This is a genomic window from Holdemania sp. 1001095H_141210_F2 (assembly GCF_015558105.1).
Classification (GTDB): domain Bacteria; phylum Bacillota_I; class Bacilli_A; order Erysipelotrichales; family Erysipelotrichaceae; genus Holdemania.
Genome location: NZ_JADNPO010000001.1, coordinates 222320 through 246333 on the forward strand (window position 1 = coordinate 222320; position 24014 = coordinate 246333).

General features: G+C 47.0%; 29 protein-coding genes. 17 read left to right on the forward strand and 12 right to left on the reverse strand.

Features of this window, described 5'->3' with window-relative positions:
- The 6 genes from carB (at position 1) to I2G61_RS01105 (ending at position 6559) form a co-directional block, all read left to right on the forward strand.
- Entirely contained in the window at positions 1-3180 is a 3180-nt protein-coding gene (gene carB / locus I2G61_RS01080) for a carbamoyl-phosphate synthase large subunit (RefSeq protein ID WP_072684104.1), read from the forward strand.
- Positions 3181-3189: 9 nt separating this feature from the next.
- On the forward strand, positions 3190-3945 hold the full coding sequence (locus I2G61_RS01085) for a dihydroorotate dehydrogenase electron transfer subunit (protein ID WP_072684105.1): 756 nt from the start codon (positions 3190-3192) through the stop codon (positions 3943-3945).
- Positions 3930-4847: a dihydroorotate dehydrogenase gene (locus tag I2G61_RS01090; protein WP_072684106.1), complete on the forward strand. Its 918-nt coding sequence runs from the start codon at positions 3930-3932 to the stop codon at positions 4845-4847. The genes I2G61_RS01085 and I2G61_RS01090 overlap by 16 nt, the downstream gene beginning before the upstream one ends.
- Positions 4844-5551: an orotidine-5'-phosphate decarboxylase gene (pyrF, locus tag I2G61_RS01095; RefSeq protein ID WP_229056844.1), complete on the forward strand. Its 708-nt coding sequence runs from the start codon at positions 4844-4846 to the stop codon at positions 5549-5551. Before I2G61_RS01090 ends, pyrF begins: the two co-directional genes overlap by 4 nt.
- Before the next feature lie 2 nt (positions 5552-5553).
- Positions 5554-6192, forward strand: a complete 639-nt coding sequence (pyrE, locus tag I2G61_RS01100) for an orotate phosphoribosyltransferase (protein WP_195547758.1) — start codon at positions 5554-5556, stop codon at positions 6190-6192.
- 136 nt (positions 6193-6328) lie between these two features.
- Positions 6329-6559 (forward strand): hypothetical protein, encoded by a 231-nt coding sequence (locus I2G61_RS01105; protein ID WP_195396699.1) that lies wholly within the window; start codon positions 6329-6331, stop codon positions 6557-6559.
- A gap of 92 nt (positions 6560-6651) precedes the next feature.
- Here I2G61_RS01105 and nagZ read toward each other — a convergent pair whose 3' ends face one another.
- Genes nagZ through I2G61_RS01125 form a run of 4 tightly spaced genes read right to left on the reverse strand, consistent with a single transcriptional unit; the run spans position 6652 to position 11339 of the window.
- Positions 6652-8427: a beta-N-acetylhexosaminidase gene (gene nagZ, locus I2G61_RS01110; protein WP_195547759.1), complete on the reverse strand. Its 1776-nt coding sequence runs from the start codon at positions 8425-8427 to the stop codon at positions 6652-6654.
- Positions 8424-9083, reverse strand: coding sequence for an HAD family phosphatase (locus I2G61_RS01115; protein WP_072684109.1), 660 nt, complete (start codon positions 9081-9083; stop codon positions 8424-8426). Before I2G61_RS01115 ends, nagZ begins: the two co-directional genes overlap by 4 nt.
- 53 nt (positions 9084-9136) lie before the next feature.
- Entirely contained in the window at positions 9137-9502 is a 366-nt protein-coding gene (locus I2G61_RS01120; protein WP_229100626.1) for a sigma-70 family RNA polymerase sigma factor, read from the reverse strand.
- Positions 9503-9509: 7 nt separating this feature from the next.
- Positions 9510-11339, reverse strand: a complete 1830-nt coding sequence (locus I2G61_RS01125; protein WP_195547760.1) for a recombinase family protein — start codon at positions 11337-11339, stop codon at positions 9510-9512.
- An 89-nt stretch (positions 11340-11428) separates the two neighbouring features.
- Between I2G61_RS01125 and I2G61_RS01130 the strand changes: the two genes are divergently transcribed.
- From I2G61_RS01130 to I2G61_RS01175, 10 genes are all read left to right on the forward strand, one after another.
- Positions 11429-11803: a TnpV protein gene (locus I2G61_RS01130; RefSeq protein ID WP_195547761.1), complete on the forward strand. Its 375-nt coding sequence runs from the start codon at positions 11429-11431 to the stop codon at positions 11801-11803.
- Positions 11804-11942: 139 nt separating this feature from the next.
- Positions 11943-12125 (forward strand): hypothetical protein, encoded by a 183-nt coding sequence (locus tag I2G61_RS01135; RefSeq protein WP_195547762.1) that lies wholly within the window; start codon positions 11943-11945, stop codon positions 12123-12125.
- 201 nt (positions 12126-12326) lie between these two features.
- Positions 12327-12668 (forward strand): DUF3221 domain-containing protein, encoded by a 342-nt coding sequence (locus I2G61_RS01140; protein ID WP_195547763.1) that lies wholly within the window; start codon positions 12327-12329, stop codon positions 12666-12668.
- 23 nt (positions 12669-12691) lie between these two features.
- A complete protein-coding gene (locus I2G61_RS01145; protein WP_195547764.1) occupies positions 12692-12859 on the forward strand; it encodes a hypothetical protein in 168 nt (55 codons plus the stop codon).
- Between the two features lie 34 nt (positions 12860-12893).
- On the forward strand, positions 12894-13226 hold the full coding sequence (locus I2G61_RS01150) for a hypothetical protein (RefSeq protein WP_195547765.1): 333 nt from the start codon (positions 12894-12896) through the stop codon (positions 13224-13226).
- A gap of 33 nt (positions 13227-13259) precedes the next feature.
- Positions 13260-13439: a hypothetical protein gene (locus I2G61_RS01155; RefSeq protein ID WP_195547766.1), complete on the forward strand. Its 180-nt coding sequence runs from the start codon at positions 13260-13262 to the stop codon at positions 13437-13439.
- Between the two features lie 60 nt (positions 13440-13499).
- On the forward strand, positions 13500-14057 hold the full coding sequence (locus I2G61_RS01160; RefSeq protein WP_229100635.1) for an RNA polymerase sigma factor: 558 nt from the start codon (positions 13500-13502) through the stop codon (positions 14055-14057).
- Positions 14054-15007, forward strand: a complete 954-nt coding sequence (locus tag I2G61_RS01165; protein ID WP_195547768.1) for a DUF4367 domain-containing protein — start codon at positions 14054-14056, stop codon at positions 15005-15007. The genes I2G61_RS01160 and I2G61_RS01165 overlap by 4 nt, the downstream gene beginning before the upstream one ends.
- A gap of 239 nt (positions 15008-15246) precedes the next feature.
- Positions 15247-15651 carry a hypothetical protein gene (locus tag I2G61_RS01170; protein WP_195547769.1) on the forward strand — a complete coding sequence of 135 codons (405 nt, stop codon included), beginning with the start codon at positions 15247-15249 and terminating at the stop codon, positions 15649-15651.
- A 2-nt stretch (positions 15652-15653) separates the two neighbouring features.
- Entirely contained in the window at positions 15654-16010 is a 357-nt protein-coding gene (locus tag I2G61_RS01175) for a hypothetical protein (RefSeq protein WP_195547770.1), read from the forward strand.
- Positions 16011-16133: 123 nt separating this feature from the next.
- Here I2G61_RS01175 and mobQ read toward each other — a convergent pair whose 3' ends face one another.
- The 8 genes from mobQ to I2G61_RS01215 form a co-directional block, all read right to left on the reverse strand.
- Positions 16134-17837 carry a MobQ family relaxase gene (mobQ, locus tag I2G61_RS01180; protein ID WP_195547771.1) on the reverse strand — a complete coding sequence of 568 codons (1704 nt, stop codon included), beginning with the start codon at positions 17835-17837 and terminating at the stop codon, positions 16134-16136.
- Between the two features lie 355 nt (positions 17838-18192).
- Positions 18193-18411, reverse strand: a complete 219-nt coding sequence (locus I2G61_RS01185; protein ID WP_083538531.1) for a DUF3847 domain-containing protein — start codon at positions 18409-18411, stop codon at positions 18193-18195.
- A gap of 146 nt (positions 18412-18557) precedes the next feature.
- Positions 18558-19400 (reverse strand): ATP-binding protein, encoded by an 843-nt coding sequence (locus I2G61_RS01190; protein ID WP_072684119.1) that lies wholly within the window; start codon positions 19398-19400, stop codon positions 18558-18560.
- Positions 19397-20116, reverse strand: a complete 720-nt coding sequence (locus I2G61_RS01195) for a replication initiator protein A (RefSeq protein ID WP_195547772.1) — start codon at positions 20114-20116, stop codon at positions 19397-19399. Before I2G61_RS01195 ends, I2G61_RS01190 begins: the two co-directional genes overlap by 4 nt.
- Before the next feature lie 39 nt (positions 20117-20155).
- On the reverse strand, positions 20156-20527 hold the full coding sequence (locus I2G61_RS01200; protein WP_072684121.1) for an adenylate cyclase: 372 nt from the start codon (positions 20525-20527) through the stop codon (positions 20156-20158).
- 3 nt (positions 20528-20530) lie between these two features.
- Positions 20531-21448, reverse strand: coding sequence for a ParM/StbA family protein (locus I2G61_RS01205; protein ID WP_195547773.1), 918 nt, complete (start codon positions 21446-21448; stop codon positions 20531-20533).
- Between the two features lie 229 nt (positions 21449-21677).
- Entirely contained in the window at positions 21678-22853 is a 1176-nt protein-coding gene (locus I2G61_RS01210; RefSeq protein WP_072684123.1) for a macrolide family glycosyltransferase, read from the reverse strand.
- Positions 22854-22868: 15 nt separating this feature from the next.
- Positions 22869-23078: an AbrB/MazE/SpoVT family DNA-binding domain-containing protein gene (locus I2G61_RS01215; protein ID WP_195547774.1), complete on the reverse strand. Its 210-nt coding sequence runs from the start codon at positions 23076-23078 to the stop codon at positions 22869-22871.
- A 356-nt stretch (positions 23079-23434) separates the two neighbouring features.
- Between I2G61_RS01215 and I2G61_RS16290 the strand changes: the two genes are divergently transcribed.
- The gene (locus I2G61_RS16290; protein WP_255524639.1) at positions 23435-23956 is read left to right on the forward strand and encodes a DUF6431 domain-containing protein; all 522 of its coding nucleotides are present in this window, start codon (positions 23435-23437) and stop codon (positions 23954-23956) included.
- Positions 23957-24014 lie beyond the last annotated feature (58 nt).

A 24014-nucleotide genomic window follows, 5' to 3' on the forward strand; every position in this document is an offset into this window, starting at 1 on the left:
ATGCCGAAAAGAACGGATATTCATAAAATCTTAGTCATTGGCTCAGGACCGATCGTCATCGGTCAGGCCGCGGAATTTGACTACGCCGGCACCCAGGCCTGCCTGGCCCTGCGCGAGGAGGGCTATGAGGTCATCCTGATCAACTCCAATCCGGCGACGATCATGACCGATACCAACATCGCCGACAAGGTCTACATGGAACCGCTGACGCTGGAATATGTGTCCCGCATCATCCGCAAGGAACGCCCGGACGCGATTCTGCCGACGCTGGGCGGCCAGACCGGCTTAAACATGGCGATGCAGCTGGCGAAAAAAGGTGTGCTGGAAGAATGCCGGTGCGAGATTCTCGGCACCGACTTTGAATCCATCGATCAGGCGGAGGACCGCCAGCGCTTCAAGGACCTGTGCCTCAGGATCGGTCAGCCATGCCTGGAATCCTATGTTGCCCGCACGATTGAGGAAGTCGTAGAGTATGCCAACAAGATCGGCTATCCGGTCGTGCTGCGGCCGGCATTTACGCTGGGCGGCACCGGCGGCGGCTTTGCCTACGACGACGATGAAGTCATCGCGCTGGGCAAAAACGCCCTCAAGCTGTCTCCGGTCAGCGAGGTTTTAGTTGAAAAGTCGATCAAGGGCTATAAAGAAATTGAATTTGAAGTCATGCGCGATCACAACGATACCGCGATTGTGATCTGCAGCATGGAAAATATTGATCCGGTCGGCGTGCATACCGGCGACTCGATGGTCGTCGCTCCCTGCCAGACGCTGTCCAACAAGGAATATCAGCTGCTGCGCAACGCCGCGCTGATGCTGATCCGCGAATTAAAGATCGAAGGCGGCTGCAACGTGCAGTTCGCGCTCGATCCGTTCTCCTTTGATTACTACGTCATCGAGGTCAACCCGCGTGTATCCCGGTCCTCGGCGCTGGCGTCCAAGGCGGCCGGCTTCCCGATCGCCCGCGTTTCCAGCAAGATCGCCGTCGGCCTGACGCTGGATGAAATTCCGATTGCCAACACTCCGGCTTCCTTTGAACCGACGATCGACTACGTCGTGACCAAGATTGCGCGCTTCCCGTTCGATAAGTTCGCCAAGGCGGATCACACGCTGAGCACGCAGATGAAGGCGACCGGCGAAGTCATGAGCATCGGCCGGACGATGGAGGAAAGCCTGCTGAAAGCGGTGCGTTCACTGGAAATCGGCGTCGATCACATCTACCTTGAAAAGTTCGATTCGCTGACAACCGAAGAACTGCTGGAAAACATCAAGACCCCGACCGATGAACGGCTGTATGCGATCGCCGAGCTGTTCCGCCGTAAGGTTGACATGATGCTGATCTACGATGCGACCAAGATCGACGCGTTCTTCCTTGATAAGATCCACCACATCATTTCCGTGGAGGAACGGGTGAAGGCCGATCCAAGCGAGGAAAATATCCGCAAAGCGAAGCGCTTAGGCTTCTCCGATAAATATCTGGGCAAAATTCTGGGCAAGAGCGAGCTGGAAATGGTGCAGTGGCGCCGCGAGCACAATCTGCGGCCGGTCTACAAGATGATCGACACCTGCGCTGGGGAGTTCAGCGCCTATGTCCCATACTTCTATTCCACCTACGAGGAGGAAAACGAAAGCATCGTCACTGACAAGCCGTCGATCCTCGTGCTGGGCTCCGGCCCGATCCGCATCGGGCAGGGCGTGGAATTTGATTACTCTACAGTCCATGCGATCTGGGCGATCCAGCAGGCCGGCTATGAAGCGATCGTCATCAACAACAATCCGGAAACTGTTTCGACCGACTACTCGATCAGCGATAAGCTGTACTTTGAACCGTTGTGCATCGAGGACGTCATGAACGTCATTGATCTGGAAAAGCCGCAGGGCGTCATCGTGTCGTTGGGCGGCCAGACGGCGATCAACCTGGCGGACCGGCTGAACAAGCTGAATGTGCCGATCATCGGCACCGGCACCGAAGCGATTGACAAGGCGGAAAACCGCGATCTGTTTGAAAAGGTTGTCACGGAATGCGGCATCCCGCAGCCGCTCGGTCAGGCCGTCACCAACATTGAGGACGGTCTGAAGGTTGCCAACCGGATCGGCTATCCGGTCTTAGTGCGGCCAAGCTATGTGCTGGGCGGCCGGGCGATGCAGATCGTGCATCAGGATGAGGAACTGATCGAATACCTGACCAGCGCGGTTAAGATTGATCAGGATCAGCCGGTCTTAGTCGATAAGTACATCCACGGCTGCGAGGTCGAGGTCGATGCGATCTGCGACGGCCAAGACGTGTTTATCCCGGGCATCATGCAGCTGGTCGAAGCGACCGGCGTGCACTCCGGCGACTCGATGAGCGTCTATCCGCCGTACTCCCTGAGCGACAAGGTCAAGGCGACGATTCAGGAATACACGGTGAAGCTGGGGCTGGCGATCGGCATTGAAGGGCTGTTCAACATTCAGTTCATCGTCGATGAGAACGACGAGGTGTCGGTCATTGAGGTCAATCCGCGTTCCTCGCGCTCGGTGCCGTTCTTATCCAAGGCGACCGGCGTGCCGATGGCCAACATCGCGACCAAGGTCATGCTTGGGCAAAGCTTAAAGGATCAGGGTTATACGACCGAGGTCATGGCGGAAAAGAAACGGTTTTACGTCAAGAGCCCGACGTTCAGCTTCTCCAAGCTGCACGGGCTGGACGCCTATCTGTCCCCGGAAATGAAGTCCACCGGTGAGGCGATTGGCTATGACGATTCACTCAACCGCGCGTTGTACAAGTCGCTGCAGGCCTCCAACATGCGCGTCGTCAACTACGGCACGGTGCTGGTGACCTTGGCCGATCAGGACAAGGACCGGGCGATTCCGCTGGTCCGCCGGTTCTACGATCTGGGCTTCAACATCGAAGCGACCTCCGGCACGGCCAAGCTCTTGAAGGCGCATGGCATCAAGACCCGCGAAAAGAAAAAAATCTCCGAAGGCTCCGAGGAAATTCTCGATTCGATCCGCAAGGGCCACGTCACTTATATCCTCAACACCTTGTCCTCCAACGATTCCCGCACCTCTAAAGACGGCTATCAGATCCGCCGGTGCGCCGTGGAAAACAACGTGACTGTCTTTACCTCGCTGGATACCGTCAACGTCTTATTGGATGTGCTGGAAGAAATCACAATGGGCGTTTCGACGATTGATCAGAATTAAGGAGGAGTTATGGGAGAGCGCATAAAACAATATCGGATCATCTCCAACTGGAATCTCGCCGACCAGGTCTATGAAATGGAACTGGAAGGGGATTCCTCCTGGATCACCCATCCCGGGCAGTTTCTCAACGTCACGATCGACAATGCCTACCTCAAGCGGCCGATCAGTATCTGCGACTGGAATGAGAACGGCCTGACGATCATCTACAAGGTCGTTGGCTTCGGTACGAAGCAGATGTCTCAAAAACAGCCGGGCGAGCTGCTGGAATGTCTGGTCGGCCTGGGCAACGGCTTCACACCGGAAGCCTTCGATGAAAAAAAGGTGCTGCTGGTCGGCGGGGGCGTCGGCGTGCCGCCGCTCTACGGACTGGCGAAAACGTGTTTGAAGCAGGGGAAGCAGCCGGTTGTGATTCTCGGCTTTACGGCGGAGAAGGATATCTTCTACATCAAGAAGTTTGCGGATCTGGGCTGCGACGTCAAGCTCAGCACCAATGACGGCAGTCAGGGCGTCAAGGGCTTTGTCAGCGACGTCATGATTCAGGAAGGTCTGACCAATCTGCCGTACTTCGCCTGCGGCCCGATGCCAATGCTCAAGGCAGTCTGGAGAACCTCAAACGCTCAGGGTCAGCTGTCCTTTGAGGAACGCATGGGCTGCGGCTTCGGCGCGTGCATGGGCTGCAGCTGCGAAACGATTTCCGGCCCGAAACGCATCTGCAAGGAAGGCCCGGTGCTTTCCAGTCAGGAGGTCTTATGGACGAAAGATTAAAGGTCACGCTGTCCGGCTGGGAGCTGGACAACCCGGTCATTCCGGCCAGCGGAACTTTCGGGTTCGGCTATGAGTTTGCGGATTTCTACGACATCAACATCCTCGGCTCGATCGCGACCAAGGGCACGACCCGCGAGGCGCGCTTCGGCAACCCGACGCCGCGGATTGCGGAGTGCGAACGGGGCATGATCAATGCCGTCGGGTTACAGAACCCGGGCATTGACAAGGTCATCAGCGAGGAATTTCCGAAGTTGAAGCAGGTCTACCAGAAAAAAGTCGTCGCTAACGTATCCGGCTTCTCCAAAGAGGAATATGTCGAATGCGCGAAAAAGATGGACGCGCAGGACATCGTCGGCATTCTGGAGGTCAACATCAGCTGCCCGAACGTGCATGGCGGGGGCATGAGCTTCGGCGTCAGTCCGGACGCCGCGGCCGAGATCACCCGCGCGGTCAAGGCGGTGACCACCAAGCCGGTCTACATCAAGCTGTCGCCGAACGTCACCGACATCGTTGCGATTGCCAAAGCTTGTGAAGACGCCGGGGCGGACGGGATCTCGATGATCAACACGTTATTGGGCGCGCGCTTCGACCTGCGCACGGGCAGGCCGATCATCGCCAACGTCATGGGCGGCTTCTCCGGCCCGGCGATCAAACCGGTCGCCTTACGGATGGTGTATCAGGTTTATGAAGCTGTCAAACTGCCGATCATCGGGATCGGCGGCATCGCCAGCGCCGAGGACGTCATCGAAATGATGTACGCCGGGGCCACCGCGGTCGAGATCGGCGCGGAAAACCTGCGCAATCCGTATGTCTGCAAGGAAATTATCGAACGGCTGCCATCCTTGATGGATGAACTGAACATTGAAAAATTGAGTGACGTAATAGGGAGGGCTCACCAATGATGAAAGAACGAGATGTAATGATCGCCTGCGACTTTTCAACCAAAGCGGAAACGATGGCGTTTCTGGACCTGTTTACCGAGGAAAAGCCGTATGTGAAAATCGGCATGGAGCTGTTGTATGCCGAAGGACCGGACATGGTCCGCGAGATCAAGGCGCGCGGCCATAAAATTTTCCTCGATCTGAAGCTGCACGATATTCCCAATACCGTGAAGAAAGCGATGCGCAACATCGCGCTGCTGGACGTCGATATGACCAACGTTCACGTCGCCGGCACAATCGAAATGATGAAAGCCGCGCAGGAAGCGATCGACGAGGTCGGCGCGCATACGAAGCTGATCGCCGTCACCCAGCTGACCAGCACCAGCGAAGATCGGATGCGCAATGAGCTGTGGATCGATCATCCGATTGCGGATACCGTCCAGCATTACGCGCACAATGCGGAAATTGCCGGCCTGGCCGGGGTTGTCTGCAGCCCGCTGGAAGCCGGTCTGGTACATCAGGTCTGCGGTGAAAACTTCCTTACCGTCACGCCGGGCATTCGCTTTGCGGATGACGCCAAGGGCGATCAGGTCCGCGTCACCACGCCGGCCAAGGCTCGCGAGATCGGCGCCGATTACATCGTCGTCGGCCGTTCGATTACTGCCAGCAAGGATCCGGTAGCCAGCTACCGCCGCTGCATCAGAGAATTTGTGGAGGGGAAATAACCATGAGCACAGAGAAAAATATTGCCAAGCATTTACTGGACATCAAAGCGGTTTTCTTAAAGCCGAACGATCCGTTTACCTGGGCCAGCGGGATCAAAGCGCCGATCTACTGCGATAACCGCCTGACCTTATCCTATCCGGAAGTCCGCGATGATGTGGAGCACGCGATTGCTGAGATCATCAAAACGCACTATCCGCAATGCGAGGCGGTCATGGGCACCAGCACCGCCGGCATCGCGCATGCCGCGCTGGTCGCTCAGATTCTGAACCTGCCGATGGGCTATGTCCGTTCCAGCGCCAAGGATCATGGCCGCACCAATCAGATTGAGGGGCGCTGCGAGCCGGGAACGAAGGTCGTCGTCGTCGAAGATCTGATTTCCACCGGCGGCAGCTGCATCGACGTCGTCAACGTGCTGCGGGAAGCGGGCGCGGAAGTGCTGGGCATTGCGTCGATCTTCACCTATGGCCTGCAGAAGGGGATCGACCGGCTGGCGGCCGCAGACGTGAAGAACGTATCGGCGTCCAACTATAACGCGCTGATTGAGGTCGCTGTGGAAATCGGCTATATCAGCGCTGATGACGTCAAGAAGCTCCAGGCGTTCCGGGCGAATCCGTCGGATTCCAGCTGGATGAGTCTGTAATCTGAATTTCAGAAAAAAGAAAGGGCTGAATTGTAAAATCCAGCTCTTTTTTATTAAAAAAATACAATTATAACCGGATATTTATATCAATTTATGTTATTCATCAATTATAACCATAAAACTAAGAGAATTTTCTGTGAAAAGAGAATGGAATGAGATTCTCCTGAAGCAGGAGAATAAGCTGTATATCCAGTTCGCCCAGGAGATTGGATCCGCAGAAACAGAAAATGTGAAGCTGGAAAATTATTGGATATTCGGGATAATTATCCCGAACGATGTATTACGAACCGATATTTTCTCAGGCGGTAATGTAGAGAAAATTAAGGCGATGTCCATTGCGGATTTTCTGTTGAGCCGTGAATTTTAAAAATTATATTTTAAAGAACAGACATAAAAAAGCTGATGATTCACACAGGAATGAAGCTTCTTTTCTGGAGTGAATCATCAGCTTTTCTTATTTTAGTTCTCAGGGATTTCCACGGACAATTTGCCTTCAGGAAGCAAGGTTCCATTGAGTACGGAGATGACCGACTGCACCGCGGCAGGGGTATAGCCATACGTACAAAGCACGGTCGGAGCATCTTTTAGATATTGCAGATCATACGGACTGCCCGCGCAGATGACAACAACCGGCTTTTCTGTGTCAAGCAGCTGATCCAGTAATTTTTTCTGGTTTGGAGAATCCGCCATATTGTAGACCAATAAAACAAGGGTGTCGTAACCGGAGGCCCGCTGCAGGATATCGTCGATTTCCGATTGTGTCGGATCCTGATGAACATTCACGGCCTTGCCAAATAAGGAATCCGCGGCCACTTCGCCGAAGCTCTTTTTATCGAATTCCAGCGGATAGACGCAAGGAAAGGAAATAAACAAGGTGCTGTCTGTCGGCAGCGGCAGCGCGGAAATCTCATCGCGGATCAACGTCATGCTTTGGTCTGTCGTATCCTGAACGAGCACCTGATGCGATTCCAGATCAATATCGTAAGGTGCATGATTGGATTCACCGTTGTCCTCAAACAAGCCATAATCATTCTTAATCCGCAGAATGGAAAGAACCGCATCGTCCAGTCGCTCGGTGCTGATGGTTCCCTGATTGACAGCTTCAATCAGGGCCTCGATCACCGGTGTTTGAACATCTTCGCTGTCCGGCTGCAGGACTTTGCCATCGCCCAGAATCACCATGTCCACGCCGGCCTGAATTGCCTGAACTGCCGCTTCTGCCATCCCGTAATGCGCTTCAATGGCGTCCATCTGCAGGCTGTCGCTGATGACGATTCCGTTGTAGCCCAACTCATTTTTTAACAAATCGGTGATGATCGTTTTGGATAAAGTTGCGGGAATCTTTTCTTTTTCAATTTTAGGGAACAGGATATGCGAGGTCATAATCGCGCTGACGCCGCTGCGAATCGCCGTTTCAAACGGAATCAATTCCGTTTCTTTCAGCTGATCCAGCGTCTTATTGACAGTGGGCAGGGCGAAATGCGAATCCTCGCTTGTATCTCCATGCCCTGGGAAATGCTTCGCTACGCTGACCACGCCGCCTTCCTGCAAGCCTTTAATCCAGATCGAGGCAAAGCTGGCGACAGCTTTCGGATCATCGCCATACGAGCGCAGATTGATCACCGGGTTGTCCGGATTGGAGTTGACGTCGAGCACCGGCGCGAAGTTCATGTTGAATCCCATGCCGGAAAGCTCATCTGCCATCGACCACGCCAGCGAATACAGATTCTCCTGCCGGCCGGCCGCGATCGCCATCGGGGATGGGAAAATTGTGACGCCTTCGCGGACCCGGTTGACCATGCCGCCTTCCTGATCGATTCCAATGAACGCCGGAATCTGAGTTGCGCCGCGGATGGTGTTCTGGAGCTGTCCGGTCAGCGTCGTCGCCTGCCCGGCGTTTTCGATATTTTTCGCATACACGATGACGTTGCCGATCTTATTGGTTCTGAGCCAGGCCTCAGTTTTCGTATCGACTTCCGTCGTTTCAAAAGAAACGATGACCAGTTGACCCACTTTCTCCTGAACGTCCATTTTTGCGACAAGCTCTTTTAACTGCTGTTCATTGAGCTTTTCAGAAACGGCATTGTCAGAAGGCGTTGGGCTGGGTAAAATTTCCGGAGAGGGAACAGGTTCCGGGCGGCTGCAGCTGGCAAGCATCAACAGAGATAAAAGCATCGCTGACCACCGCCGGCCGTGAACAGATGAAGAAGCAGGAAAAGCAGGGGAACGGCTCATCGTGCCTGCTCCTTTAAATAATCAATTACTTCAAGCAGATCATTGCGGCTTTCCTGGATTGCTTCCTTCATTTCTTCATCCGGTTTTACAAAGTCATAGATCCAGACGCTTTTCATCCCTGCCCGCTTTGCGGCGATGATGCCGAACTTGGAATCTTCCAGCACGACGCATTTTTCCGGGGCGGCGCCGGCTTTCCGCGCGGCGGTTAAAAAGATTTCCGGATCCGGTTTGCCATGGGTCACTTCATCGCCGCACACGACGCTGTCGAAGTGATAAGGCTTGCCGATACTGCCTAAAAGCGTGTCGACATATTCGCGGTGACTGGACGAAGCGACGCATTTCTTGATGCCTGCCTCGTCTAAATAGTCGAGCAATTCAGTCAATCCTTTTTTATTCAGGCTGCCTTTGTTTTCACACATGCCAAAGATCTTTTTTAACCGGCCTTCGCTGATTTCCGGAAGATGCGGTTTTAGATCCTGATGGTTCTCCATGGCTTTTAAGAATAATTTGTGTCCGCAGCCGATGATCTGATAGAAAAACTCATCGTCTAACGTAATTCCATATTTTCCAGCGATTTCCCGCCAGTTTTCATTAGCGACCTTTTCGGTATCGAACATCAGGCCGTCACAGTCAAAAATTACACATTCTATACTCATTTTATCCACCTCGAATCTCTCAAGATGATTATAATGGTTTTCAAAACAAATGGCTACTTCTTTTCCTGATTCTCCTTCATAAATGCCCGCAGAAGCTTCATGAAAGCCCGCTTTTCAATCCGCGAGACGTAGGATCTGGAAATGTGTTCCTGTCTGGCAATATCCCGCTGCGTCATTTCCTGATGCCCTTCCAGCCCATAGCGGCGGACAAGGATGCTGTGCTCCCGTTCATCCAATAAACCCATAAACTGAGCGAGCTTGCGTTTGTTTTCCTCAAGCATCAATTTGTCGATGGGGTCAGGCTGGTCCGGGGCGGGAATCACGTCGATCAAGGTCAGCTCGCTGCCATCTTTATCCTGACCAATCGCATCATCTAAAGAACGCGTCTGGAAAGCATGCTTGTTGTTGCGTAAGTGCATCAGAATTTCATTTGCTATCCTCCCCCCAATGCGTTTTTGAAGCACCGAGGGGATTAGTTTTTCCCAGGCGATCATCCTCCATATCGTCATCCTCATAATCTACATCGGAGAAGTCCACCAATTCCTCTGTTTCGTCATCATCCTCGGTATTACCGAATGCAACGGCAGTAATTTCCGGATACTCAATTTCATCATCCCTAACACCAAACAGAATGACATGAGCATTGACACCATCCCAAACCACCTTGCGCACGATGGTGCGAATAGCAGCACGTTTTTGTTCAACTGTCATTTCATCAATGCCATCCTTGAAGATCGTCAGCAACTGACGAAGCAAATCAAATTCAATATCACTAAGGGCGTGCTGTGAAGTCAGTCCTTCCAGTTCCTGAATACGCTGTTCAAGAGCTTGGTAATCTCCATTCAACTGCTCAATTCGCTTGGTTACATGAGCCTTTGCAGGACTGTCACCCATATCTACAAGGGAATCTACCAGAGAATTGATTTTCTTCTCGGTTTCTGCCTTTTCCTTTCGCATATCATCCAATCGCTGTTCGTAGTCCATGCGATTACCGGTATAGAATCTGCGGCTCTGCTCCAACTGTGCAATGAAAGTATCTTTGTCCTCTGCGAGCATTTTAATCTGCTCAACTACAGCCGTATCCAATGTGTTACCATTGGCATTTTTACTGTTGCACACAGATCTCTGACTGCGTTCCTTCATTTTGCAAACATAGGTATAAATCACCTTGCCATCCGCAGTTTTGCGCTTGCTCATTTTCGGATACATACGCTCACCGCAGCTGCAGAATAACAAGCCAGTCAGAAGCGCTTCATTACTGCGTGGCTTTCTGAAAGATTTGGATTTGTTACGTTCCAGAGATTCTTGAATCTGCACCCACACCTTACCTGGAATCAGACCCGGATGCTTGCCTACAGATACAATCCATTCGCTTGCAGGCAAATACTTTGTGGCTCTGCCTTTTTCCTGATCGGTACGATTGTACGCCATAATACCATGCTTGTTATCAAAAGCATCTTTTTCTGAGAACAAATCCGTGTCGTTCTGAATAAAGAAATTGTAGGCATCTTCATCCGCAATCATATAAACCGGATTCTGCAAAATGGCTTTGATGGAAAAACGGGTAAAATAGTTATTGTTCTTCGTTTTGATACCCTGTTTAATCAAAGCAGCTTCTGTCAATGTCAGGGAATCCGTTTCTATATATAAGTCGTAAATCATTCGGACAATGTCCGCTTCTTCCGGAATCAGTTTCAGCTTACAGGCTTTCTTGGATTTACCATCAATGGTAATGCTCTTAACTGCTTCTGACGCATAGCCGGTAGGTGTCGTACCTCCAAGCCAGCGTCCGGTCTTTGCCAGTTCGTGCATATTATCACGAATACGTTCTGCGATGGTTTCACGTTCCAATTGAGAAAAAACCGATGCAATATACATCATAGCTCGTCCCATAGGAGTGCTTGTATCGAACTGCTCTTTAATAGAAACAAAAGAAATATCCAGACGAGCCAGTTCTTCAATCAAAGTAGAAAAGTCGCTGATATTTCGACTGATACGGTCAAGACGATAAACAATAATTGCCTTGAACTTACGCTTCTTGGCAGCGTCCATCATCTTCTTAAAATCCGGACGATTCAAATTACCGCCAGAAAATCCTTCGTCTTCATATACAACAACTTTATCAACAGCGGCATCACCATAATGCACACGAATATATTCCTTACAAAGTTCGACCTGATTGCCGATACTTTCGCCTTTGCCCGTGAACTTAGACTTACGGGAATAGATAGCAATCATTTCTTCATTTTTCCGCATTTTCATATCCTCCTTATCTTGATATGTGATGTGTCTTGTGGTATTATAACATAGCGTAGCAATAAAGTAAACAGATTGGAGGGTTTTCTATGAAATCATTTTTCGAAGAAATGGGCGGAACTTATACATTGGGGGCAGACGGAATGTATTATCCGGATCTTGCACTTCCAGAGGAAGAACCTCATTACGGCAAGTATGGCCGAATGCGTCTGCGTCATCTGAAAGAGAATCATAAGGTATTATACACTACGCTTTTGCTGGACGGAGAACTGGTCAAACATCTGAATGAGGTAGATGATTCCGCTAATCAGAGAATGGAGCTGCTGACCCTGCAAATGCAGGAGCGTCAGGGTATAAATGAAGACCTGAAAGCACGTAACCAGAGGGCATGGGTTGGTGCTATGAATAATATCCGTAATGCAGCAGAAGAAATTGTGTTGAGTGAATTGATTTATTCCATATAAGCACTATTGGCTGATCACGAAAGTGGTCAGCCCTTTTATTATCTCTAAATATATTTTTGAAAACTTCGAATAGCGACTGTCCAAAATCGAATCTCTGAATCGTTATTATAGTTAAACGAATACAGAGGAGGATATTGATATGTTGTCCGAAGAATTACTGAAACAAGCAGTGGAAGAACTGGCACTTGCACTGATAGATCGTCTGCCAGAACCGGAAGAATGTCAACATCAGTTCTCTGAGAAATTTGAGTGCAAAATGCAGATGCTTCTATTGAACATTTGGGCTGACCCACAAAAGAACGAGCTTACGAAGAAATATTGATGTTTGGCTCTTTATCGAGTAAAATAGTTGCAGAAGATCAAACAGCGGCGATCTGGCAAAGCGCCAGTCGCCGCTGTTGCTATATAAAACTTTTTTGAATAATTTTCATTTTGCGTGTAGTTTTTCGTGACGGATTGCAAGTATATAAGTGAAGGAACAAGCCGAGTGAATAATTTTCAGTTTTCAAAGGAGCGTGACAGTATGAAAAAGTTTATAGCATTGGTTTTAGCATTGATCTGTGTTCTCTCTTTGGCTGGATGCAATAACAGAAGTATGAACTGCATTATTGCGAATGAGCCGAATATCACGGGTATTGTCAAAGAAACAAATGATAATTCCATTTTGATTGAAAATGAAGATGGTGAATACTGGGTTTCTCTGAATGTAGAGAACAAGGATAGCATGACCCATTTCAGCACCGGCGATGAAGTTGTGGTCTATTACAATGGCAACATTGCAGAGAGTTATCCGATGCAGATTAACACGGTCTATGCCATCACATTGAAAACTCCTGCTGCCAGAACAGACAACGACAAATCTTGAATTTGACAAAGGAGTGTGATTGTATGAAAAAACAACTAAAGGGTATCGCCCTCATTCTTTTCGGTATTCTACTCGCAATAGTAAGTGTTGCAACTGAACCTTTTTCCGCAGGAGAAACCTATATGATTTGGAGTATTGCAGGCGGAGTGTGTGGAGTTGCGGGCCTTGTTGTGGTTTTTACAAGAGAATAATAGAAAGGCCAATTTGACAAAGGAGTGTGATTGTATGAAAAAGAAAGTGGTAATTGCAGTAATTGTTATTGCCGTTCTTGTTGTAGCTGCTTTTGTGATACATTTCAATAATTCCAAAGCGGAGATTCCCGACAAAGAATTAGTATATTTGCAGTTGGATACGAAGGGCGAAGATTTCGTTTTGAGTCAAATTGAAGGACTTGCAAGAGAGGAACTCATAGCAAAGTGGGGCAATCCAGACGGTATGCTATCTGGTTTCTATGGTGACATCTGGTCAATCACGGAAACCGAATCCATTATTATCTATTACTCTGCTGAATCCACCGTTGAACATATTAAATTGCAACAAAACGAAAACAACAATTAGGACGATAAGCATTTGACAAAGGAGTGTGATTGTATGAAAAAGGTTATTTTAGGCGGTTTTGTATTTGTAGGCGGCTCAATTATGTATGCTGTTAGTAATTTGGCAGAGTTGATGGTGCAAGCACCTAATACTCTAACAAGTGAATACATTGGTATTGTCGCTATGGTTGCCGGACTTGCATATGGTATAGTTGGCTTAGTAAAGGATAAGTAAACACGAATTTGATAAAGGAGTCCATGTACATAAAATCAGAGAAAGGAGGGCGGTGCATTGATGGAGGATGAAAAAATCATAGAGCTATTTTTCGCCAGATCGGAACTGGCGATCAGAGAACTGGACAGCAAATACGGCAAGGTCTGTTACAGTATTTCCTACAACATTTTGAATAACAATTTGGATGCAGAGGAATGTGTGAATGATGCTTACCTCGGCACTTGGAACGCTATCCCGCCCCAAAGACCAAACCCGTTGCAGGCGTTTGTTTGTAAGATCGTCCGCAATGTTTCCATCATGCGCCATCGCACAAATACTGCTATGAAAAGAAACAGTTCTTATGATATTGCAATGAGTGAGATCGAGCATTGTATCGCCGCTCCCGAAACCGTGGAGGATACCTTGGAAGCCAAGGCTCTCGCCCGGATCATTGAACGATTCCTGGACACGCTGACAGAGGAAAACCGTGTGATCTTCATGCGCCGCTACTGGTTCTCCGACAGCTATACCGACATAGCAACTCTGACGGGATTGACCGAAAAGAATATTTCTGTTCGTCTGACCCGTATCAGAAACAACTTGCGTAATTACTTAGTGAAGGAGGGAGTGCTTCTATGAATACACAATTATTCTCCGATGCCATGGGCGAACTGAATGAAAAGTATGTTATGGAAGCCGTATCCTATCAGCGAAAGACAAAGTCTCTGTCTCGTGTATGGCTTTCCAGAGTAGCCAGTATCTTGCTTGTGTTCCTGCTGACAGGAAGCGCAATCCTGACCTTCAGCGTTGAAGCCAGAGCTGCTTTCTTCGGCTGGGTGCGTGAACAGGCTGACAACTTCTATCACTACTTCTTTGAAGGTGAAGCCGTGCCTACTCAGCCCGTGAAATATGAGCTTGGTTGGATGCCGGAAGGGCTTGAATATGTCACAACTCTCGATATTGACAACGGCGAGTGCTACATCTACAAAGATGCACAAGGTTTCCTGATTCAGTTCTCCTATGTGCCGAATGGTGATAACCGCTCTTGGGGTGTTGATGGTGTAGACGATATTCAGAAAACTGTGACGGTAAATGGAAACAAAGCAGATCTCTACATTTCACGAACCGATGACCAGACAAGCAGTATTATCTGGGCGAACGAAAGAAATGACTTCTTCACGATTTCTGCTCCGTTTGATGAAGAAACCCTAATCAAAATGGCTGAGAATGTGCGTGTGAAGCCTTTGAGATATGAACTGAGCTATGTGCCGGAGAATTGTATTTTCGTCACTTCCTATGAAACTGCCGGTGGCGAGGTTTACATTTATACGGATGAAAGAGACACGCTGATCCAGTTTACCTATACTTCGGAGCCAGAAAATGAATCCGTCTATGTAGATTATGCAGGATACACTGAGAAGAAAGTTTCAGTACATGAGAATACGGGCTCAATTTTTATCGCACCGAACAAAGAGGAAACCGATGGTATTGTTTGGACAGATCCCGACACGAATACGCTATTCTTCATCTCCGGACACTTTGATGAAGATACGCTCATTCAAATGGCCGAGAGTGTAACTGAGAAATAATGACGGAGGTACAGCAGATACAAATATGAAAATGCTATTTAGTTTCTCGATCATTGCTCTTATATGGAGCATATATTATTTAGCTATGCACATCACCGGTGGTATTCTGACAACTGCCGATACAGTTATCTGCTGTGCAGTAATTATCCTTTGTGTTTCAATCATCATTTGGAATGTGGTTCGTTTAATTAAGGCAAGGCACAGTGACAATGAGTAAATCCCTTTGAGGAGGTGGCAACATGAAAAAAGTAGCATACATAATATCCGTCTTATGTTTGATCCTTCTCCTTGCAGGTTGCAGACAGAAAGATGAGTATATTTTACATCTTGGTTTAAATGCCACTATCGTAGAGATTGATGCGGCAAACCACATTCTGTATGTGGCTGACTTGGGCGATTCAGAAGTTTTCGGTGGAAGGTGTGCGATTGATTGTAAGGATCTAATTGAGGACGAAGAAATCGTATATGTAGACTACGAATCGCAAGAGTTTTCTATTATCCAGTTTTCTGATTTGAATGTGGGTGATGCGGTAATCATCAATGCCTATGAGAAGAATTTGAACGCAGCCGATGATTCTCCTCTCAACGTAGAACAAATCCAACTGGCTACACAGCGACTGGACCAACCAGATAAAGAGGAATGACAATGAAAAAGACCTTACTTCTCCTGCTTACATTACTGTTAGTTTTATTATCTTCTGCCTGCTCCAATTCGCCTGAAGCAAATGTTGAAGTGTCAGGTGTTTCTGTATCTTATGGAAAACCCATTGAGTTAGCAAAGGAAGAATTTGAAACCTTCTTTGCTGAATATAAAGGGCTGGAAATCACAGAAACAGCTACTCTGTCCAGAACCGATGAAGCAAATAACATTGTAGTACAGATCACCTATACATCCGATAATGGTGATGGCGTTTATGGCTTTGAGTTTACCACGGATGCCTATGGAAACTGGGAAATCCTGCAACAAGGCGAGGATGTTACTATCGACAATCTTGTAAAATAAACTTGCATTGACATACCGAATATTCCATTCCCATTTTTTGTGTATCTGCACACTTTTAGGGAATGAAGGCAAGAATAGAGCCACGGTTGCTACTCCATTATGGAGCAACAGCCGTGGCTTTTCTTATCGCTCATATTCTTTTTTCTTTTGCTTCTTTGGTTGCATTGTTTCCTGCTTCGGCGTTTTCAGCCGTTCGCTGATAGAACGCTTTTTCTTCTGAATTGGCTGTTCCTTCAATTCGGCATCTATTTGCCGGTTGGCTTCATCAAAGGTATCATATCTGTATTTATCTCTGTGTTTTTCATACAATTTCCGAACCAAACCGACCATACCTTCGGGACGGAGGGCTTCACGTTCCTGCATGACAGCATCCTTATTTTCCGGTGCGATACCATCTCGGATTTCAAGGAACTCTGCTTTATCAGCTTCTTTCTGCCCGGACAATAACGTGTGCTGTTGCACCAAAGTGTCCAGTGCACTATCCATCTCTTTTAATGTCTGCTTCTTAGCAGCAACACCATTGTCCTGGCAATTCAGACGAGCCAGCAACTGTGCTTTCTGGAATTTCAGTTCTTCAATATCCTCGGTCAGTGCAGCAATCTGTTCATCCAGCTTACTTGCACGAATGAAGTGAATACCACAGTTTTTCTGCTCTGCAATCAGTTCTTTTTTCTCAGCAGTTTTGGCTTTGATTTCAGATTTTACATTTTTGTATTCAGCCAGTATATCGGCCAGAAGATTTTTCTGGAAAACTACCGCTTCCTGCTGAGAAATATTCATGATCAACTGATATTGAATCAGAACCATGTGGTCACGCAGAGTTTCCAATGCAGAAGCGATGGCCGGAATATTTTCTTTGACAGCTTTCATCAGCTTCTGTACTTGTTTTTTCAATTCACGCAGGAGCTTATTATCTGCTTTGATCTGACGGTTCAGTTCACAACGGCCAGAAACAATTCCCATGGATTCCAGTTTTCTTGCATGGTATCCTTCGTGGACGGTCGGCTGTTCGCTCAATCCTCTGGCGGCATGACTGCGACAGTCTACACGATCGGCAATACCATGACGTGCCTGTTCTTCATTGATAATCGTTTCCCAACTCTTACGCCACGCAAATATCTGTTCCTCGCTGTTCCAACGCTCTGTAAGAGGGTTCTGTCTCCCATAGCGGGTACTTTTGGGTGTCTTTGATGTTCTGATACATCCCTCAATTTTCTCGGCTTCAGACGGGGTTAAATACTCCTTTTTCTCCCCGAACTGATACATATATTGTTTCTCCCAGCCCTGTGTCTTGGAGACTTTGAACTCATCAGCGGTAAATCCACGTTCTTCGCTGCCACGCTTACAAAGATATTCTTTCTGTGTCTTTGCCTGCCACTTGCCATGCTCATCCAAGGGACGCATGGTGAAAAGAATATGGCTATGGGGATTATGCCCCGGAGGGTACGGATCATGGATGTTCACATCCGCACACATTCCAAGGTCAATACCTTGCTCATGAACAAAACGCTCCAACATATTTTTCCAGTCATCCAAGGACAGTTCCGATGGCAGAGCAACCACAAACTCTCTTGCCAGTCGGCTGTCCTTTGTTTTTTCTACGGATTCGACTGCTTCCCAGAGCAGCTGCCTGTCTTTCCATTCTGCCGGTGCATACTGCGGAAGAAAGACTTCGCTATACAAACATCCCTGTTTTCTGGTGTAGTCATGGGTAAGTCCGTCATAATCATTGTAGAGTCGGGAGCAGGATGCATAAGCGGCAGCTGCTATTACGGAACGTCCTGCACCACGGCTCACAACTTTTGCTTCCAAATGGAAATAGTTCACTATTTTCCTCCTTCCTGTGCCACAGCACAATTTTTGATTCTTTTTCTGAAAAAGAAAATAGGTGCGGTAAATGCTGCACCTATCTCTGCGATAAAACTGCCGGTGGCAGATTTTCGCAGGCAGTTAGCGCAAGGTAGGGTACAATTTGTACCCCGGCTGACAAACGCATCAGCGGTTGTACTTGCGGAAACTGCGTGGACAATGACAGCAATTTGAAAAAGCGTGGCATTGTACATAAGGCTCCAATGGAGCCGCAAAGCCTCGCAGAGCGCACGACCCCGAAGGGGATACCACCGCCCATTTTATGGGTGGTGAGTAAGTGCGCCCTTCGGGATAGCAGCAAAGCTGCCAAGGCTTATGCCTTCAATCGTTCTTCCGTATTCAATCGTCTTTTCAGCTCCAGCTTCACATCATCAAGCTCCATGGTCTGAACTTCCGGGAACACGCTCTCCAATACGGCTCCCATCTGGATCAATCGTCTGGTTCTTGCCTTACGCTCTTTTTGACGGTCACGGGCTTCAGCAGCTTCCAATCTGTGCTGTGCCTGCAATAATTTCTTTTCATCTTCGGTCATAGGTCTGTTATTTGCCATAAATTCTCCTTTCTGGTATCGGGTTGGTACTGTAATCCGGTGTAGATGGTGCAGATACAATTCGCTTTGCAATTTTAAGGTTATCTGTGTACTGATAGGCGAATTGTTCAGCACCATCGGCTGTGAAATTAAGTACCGGAATTTAATATTTTTCGTGCTTCCTGCATATTGGCAGCTGCGTTCAGTTCTCGGATATTCTGATTATTGATTTTCAGAGGAACACAACGCTCCAATACTCGGTCATAAATTCTGGCTCTTGCCAGATCTTTCGGATGTTTCAGCTCATCCAAGGTCAGATTGGTGGTTACAATCAGCGGCTTTTTGCTTCGGTATCGGCTGTCAATCACATTGAATACCTGTTCCAGAGCAAATTCTGAACTTCGTTCAATTCCCAGATCATCAATAATCAGCAGACTGTATTTGTTAAAGCTGTCAATGAACTGGTTTCTGTCATCGGAATACATTCCGGTCAGCGTATTCAGGATTCTGGAAAAGTTGGTCATCAAAACCGGAATTCCTTTGTCCAAAAGGGCATTTGCAATGCATCCGGCGAAAAAGGATTTGCCGGTTCCCACATCGCCCCAGAGGAGCAATCCCAACGAGTTGGCTTTCATTTCCTCCCAATGTGCCACATAATCATGGGCTTTCTGCATTTCCGGATTATAGCCTTTATCATTAGCAAAGTTGTAATCTCGCAGGGATTTGTCCTGCAATCCATTGGCTCTCAATCGGGATACTTGTATTAGATGTTCCTGATGCTGGCGCTCCGCTTCTTGTTTGTCATATTCCTCCTGTTGACAACGGCAGCGAACTGTGGGGAGAAATACTCGTTCCTTCAGTTCAATTCGGTGCTGTCTGGGAGTATGGCATTTGGAACAATAGATCAGCCCGTCAGCTTCGTTCAGATATTCGTCCGCTGCAAGCTCTCTTGGCTGAAACAGATCGTCCACGGCGTTGCTAATTGGTTTCATAGGCTTTCATCCTCCTTACATTCATAGGTTCGTTTGACAGGAGCAGGATGGTCACGCAACACCCAGCTTCGTATGGTAGCAGCATGGTTGGAATATTGCTTACCACTGGATGCCATGTAGCTGGATAGCTTTTCAATGTATTCCTGATAGTGGGGAACTACCTTTTGCAAGGAAATCAGTTCTTCCACGCTCAAGAAAACATTTTGATAAGAGCCATAGGCGGTACGTTCATCCTTACTCTCTGTATTTGTTCTTTTCATATTGTTCTTCTCTTTATTACTACTGGACAGTTTTCTTTCTGTCACAGAGACAGTTTTCGTTCCATCTGTAGGACAGGAATCTATCTGCCTAACAGAAAGATTTCTGTCCGTCTGAGCCAGTGCTTCCAATGGATATTTGATATAGATCCTGTTTGGAAACCCTGCGCCCTGACGTCTGCGGACAATCAGATTTTCTTTTTCCAGAGCAGATAGTGCAGTCTTGATGGACATTTCGCTCTTATGCATGGTTTCTGTCAGACTCTTGATAGGAAAGAAAATGAACACATGACCTTGTTCATCTGACCATCCATCGTTTTTCTGTGACAGCCTTGCTCGGTCGAGCAAAACCGTGTAGAGAATTTTTGCGGTTTCACTCAGTCCATCTTTGTCCAGTAGAAATCTTGGAAATGCCATATACGGCGGTATCGGACTATCCTGTGTCAGAAATTGTGTCATGTGTTCACCTCCCATCTATGAGATCAGCTCGGAGAAAACTTATTCTCCAAGGAAGTCCCAATCCAGTTCTGCATCTGGTTCCTGCTGTGTGACCGGAGTTGTTGTAACCGGCATTTGCGACAGTCCCGCCATACAGCCTGCAAGAAATATGGGAAGTGTTTTCTCCATGGCACTTTCTACAGCGAAAACAATCTGATTTACAAATCGTTCCTCACGTTCTCTGGTTTCAAAGTAAGGATCATCCTGACTGCGATAATAGCGGTCAAAATATTCCACCAGAGCCACGGCAATTACATTGCTGTAGGACTTGAAATGCTGTTTGTCCATGGCCTGAAGATATTGCCATGCTCGCTTCTGTGTGTCCTTTTCCAGATTGAAGCGAAGGTTTGTGCTGCGGATATTCTCGCTCATGGGTTACTCCTTCCTGCGAAGGCTGGCAAAGGCGAGATATTCATACCCTTTGGCTGTCGCACAAATATCATCCAGAATGGTCACTCGGCTTTCATCATACTGTCCAAAGTGTTTGACCAGACAACCGCCACCACCAACGATATACAGTCGCATCAAATTCGGATTGTATTCATAGCGGCGAAGTGTGGCGAAAATATCAGCTACATATCGCCTTGCTACGGAAGTGATACAGTCCAGATACGACTTGCTGATGTCAGCAGTACCGAAGCGAAGCACCTGTTCAATGGTGGATTCTTCGATTTTTACCCCGAAGCTGTCCAGTACCGCATTCTTAGCGGCAATCATACACTGATTGACACCAAACTTTTCTGTCCAGCAGCGGCTTTCCATTGCCTTTTTATTGTTGATATACAGAATGTTCATCGTGCCATTTCCAATGTCTGCCAGAAGATTCGTTCCTTTGAAATCCCCCAAACGACCGACAATGGCAGGGTATCCCTGTGGAAACAGGTTACATCCGACAAAACGGATGTGATAGTCCTTGCTGTTAAATCGGAAGTTCACTTCCTTGTTGCGGAGCAGGTAGTTTCGGAAGTCTTCACGCTGCTTGCGAATCCAGGTCAGCGGCAGGCCGGCAGCCAGATGAACATCTGCTTCACGGATGCCATATACGTTCAGCTCTCTGGCAACTGCCATAAGGGTCAGAATGTAATAGTCCTCGTCCATGGCCTTGTCAGCGATAAATTCCTTGTGACCTTCCCCAATGCGGTAATAGATACCGCCATACTCCAGAATGTTGCCGGAGAAGATTGGTTCTGTTTCATAAGCGGTCACCCCGGTAGAAGTAACTGTGTTCGCAGTTTTAATGTTGCCGTAACCATGATCGACGGCGATAATTTTGATGTTATTCAGTTCTCTCATTTGCTCTGTACCTCCTTGCGCTTGTTTGTGTTCATAAAAAATGCCCCCTTTCAGTAGATTTGCTTTGAAGTAGCACCGGATTTTCTGATTTGGTGCTGTTTTCATTGCAATTTCATTCTACTGAAAGAGGGCATAAAACACATTGAGCGTGGATTGAGCGGAAATTGAGCAAAAAAGAAAAGCAGCCACACACCGTAGTGCATGACTGCAATTAAAATTTTGTACAATATTATTTCCTGCAAACTTGTTCGATTTTATCAGCTGCCCCTTTGGAACCTGAACAGTGTTTAAAGCTACAAGAGATTTTCATGGCATTTTCTTTGTATGAGCCCACTAACAGAAGTTTATTTATGGCATTTTGAATGGAAATTCTGTCAGTTTTCTTTAGTTTAATTCCTGCTCCAAGTTGATGCACACGTTCAGCAACACCTCCCTGTTCAGCGGTCTGTGGAAGCATAAGTAAAGGAACTCCAAAATAAAGGCTCTCATTTACGCTATTCATTCCACAGTGCGACAGAAATATATCTGCCACTTGAAGCACCGCAATTTGATCAACGTGTTCATATACAGAGATATTTTCTGGCAATTTTCCGAATTCTTTGATGGATACCAAATTACCAACAGATATAATTACCTGATATTCCGTATCTGCAAGGGTGGTAATACAAGTTTTATATAAAGGCATCATATCATTATTTACGGTGCCCATAGAAATATAGATCAGTTTTTCTTTGGTTTTTACAATCTTATCAGTAGCAGGGCGGATAGATGGACCAACAAAAACGTATTTGTCTGAGAATGTATCTGCACAAGGCTGAAAATCAGAAGAAGTGTATACAATCGTGTGTGTATTATCATCGTTCTGGATAATATCAAGTACACTTTTAATCGGATACCCTTTGTCCTGCAGGCGCTTTATATTTTTCGTGATTTTGGGCATAGAAATTAACATTCGTACTAATTCACCAATACCTTGCTTCATGATTTTTGCAGAATATTGATTGAATGCGAAAGTTGTAGTAGAAGAAACAAAAGGTATTCCTAATTTTATAGCAATTGCTTTTCCCCATACCGCCATTGAATCAGCAACAATGCAGTCCGGCTTCAGCCGTTTCATATCTTCGCACACTTTATCATCAAGAGCTAAGGTTGTGTCTACTAAAATTTTCGTCGAAAATGCCAGGTCTTTACCAACACGTACGGAATCTTTAGGTGTGAGCTTTTGCTCCATATCATAATCATCACAAGAAACGAAAGTAGCTCCTGCGGATTCTATTTTTTCACGCATGATATTATAAGAATAGTACCATACCTGATGCCCACGAGAAACCAATTCACGTACAACGCCAAGAGTAGGGTTTGTATGACCATGCGCCGGAATACAAAAGAAAACTATTTTACTCATGTATCACACCATCCTTTATTCATCTATTTCCGAAAAAATCTTTTGGATATATTCCATTTGCATTTCTTTTGGCAGGATTGCAATTCCTCTTTTCTCATCTCCAAGAACCAGAATTTCATTCCCTGGCTGAAGATCAAAGAGTTCTCTTGCTTCTTTAGGAATTACAAACTGTCCTTTTTCGCCAATCTTTACCATCCAAGCATATTTTCCATTTTTAAAGTCCATATCCAATCCTCCAAAGTATGATTATTCATACAAATCATACCATTTTTAATAGTGATTTTCAAGAGTATATAATACTTGCAGATGAAAAAAGCAGCCATACACCGTAGTGCAAGACTGCCTTGTTTAACCATATTATTATCAAACACTTTATAACAAACTTATTTTCAACTTTTCATGCAGAATAGAAGAAGTCCCAGCATAAGAGAATCTGACGTATTTTCCATCAGATTGTTTTATCCTGAGACTTCTTGTGCTATCATGTTTGATTGTAACTAATAGAAAAAGCAGAAATCTCCCCGACCAAAGTTTGACTTCTGCTTTAAAACCACAACATAGCAACAGCTATGTCCATTCCTATGATAACAATCAAAACAGAAAACTACAACCTTATTTCTCAAGATTTTTATAATAAAACGATAGATTCTCTCGATCTGAACCTTATTTCCTGTACCTGCGGACATTCCGGGTGCCTGATCCGCTATGGTTCCTATAAACGAAACGTCCAGATGAAAGACGAAACGATCACGCTGACCATAGTTCGTGTTTATTGCACAACATGCGGGCATACCCACGCACTCCTGCTTTCTTCGCTGGTTCCTTATTCCCAGATTCCTCTGAATGTACAGATAACCGCCATTCATGCTTATGAATCTGGACACGCTCTGTCTCGCATCCTGGCAGACCAGTGCTTCATTGATGAAAACAATCTCAAAGCTGTTATACGTACCTACAGACTCTGCTGGAAAGAACGACTTTGTTCTGTCAGGCTGTCATTCTCAGAATGGAATTCCCTTGTTACCGGCTGTTTTTCACATTTTTCAAGGCAGTTCATGCAGATAAAAACTACCGTCAATAAACTTTTTCTTTTACCAACATAACCTTACACGACAGTTTCCTTCTTTTTCAGTATCCTTTGGGTAAAAGGAGGCTTAAATA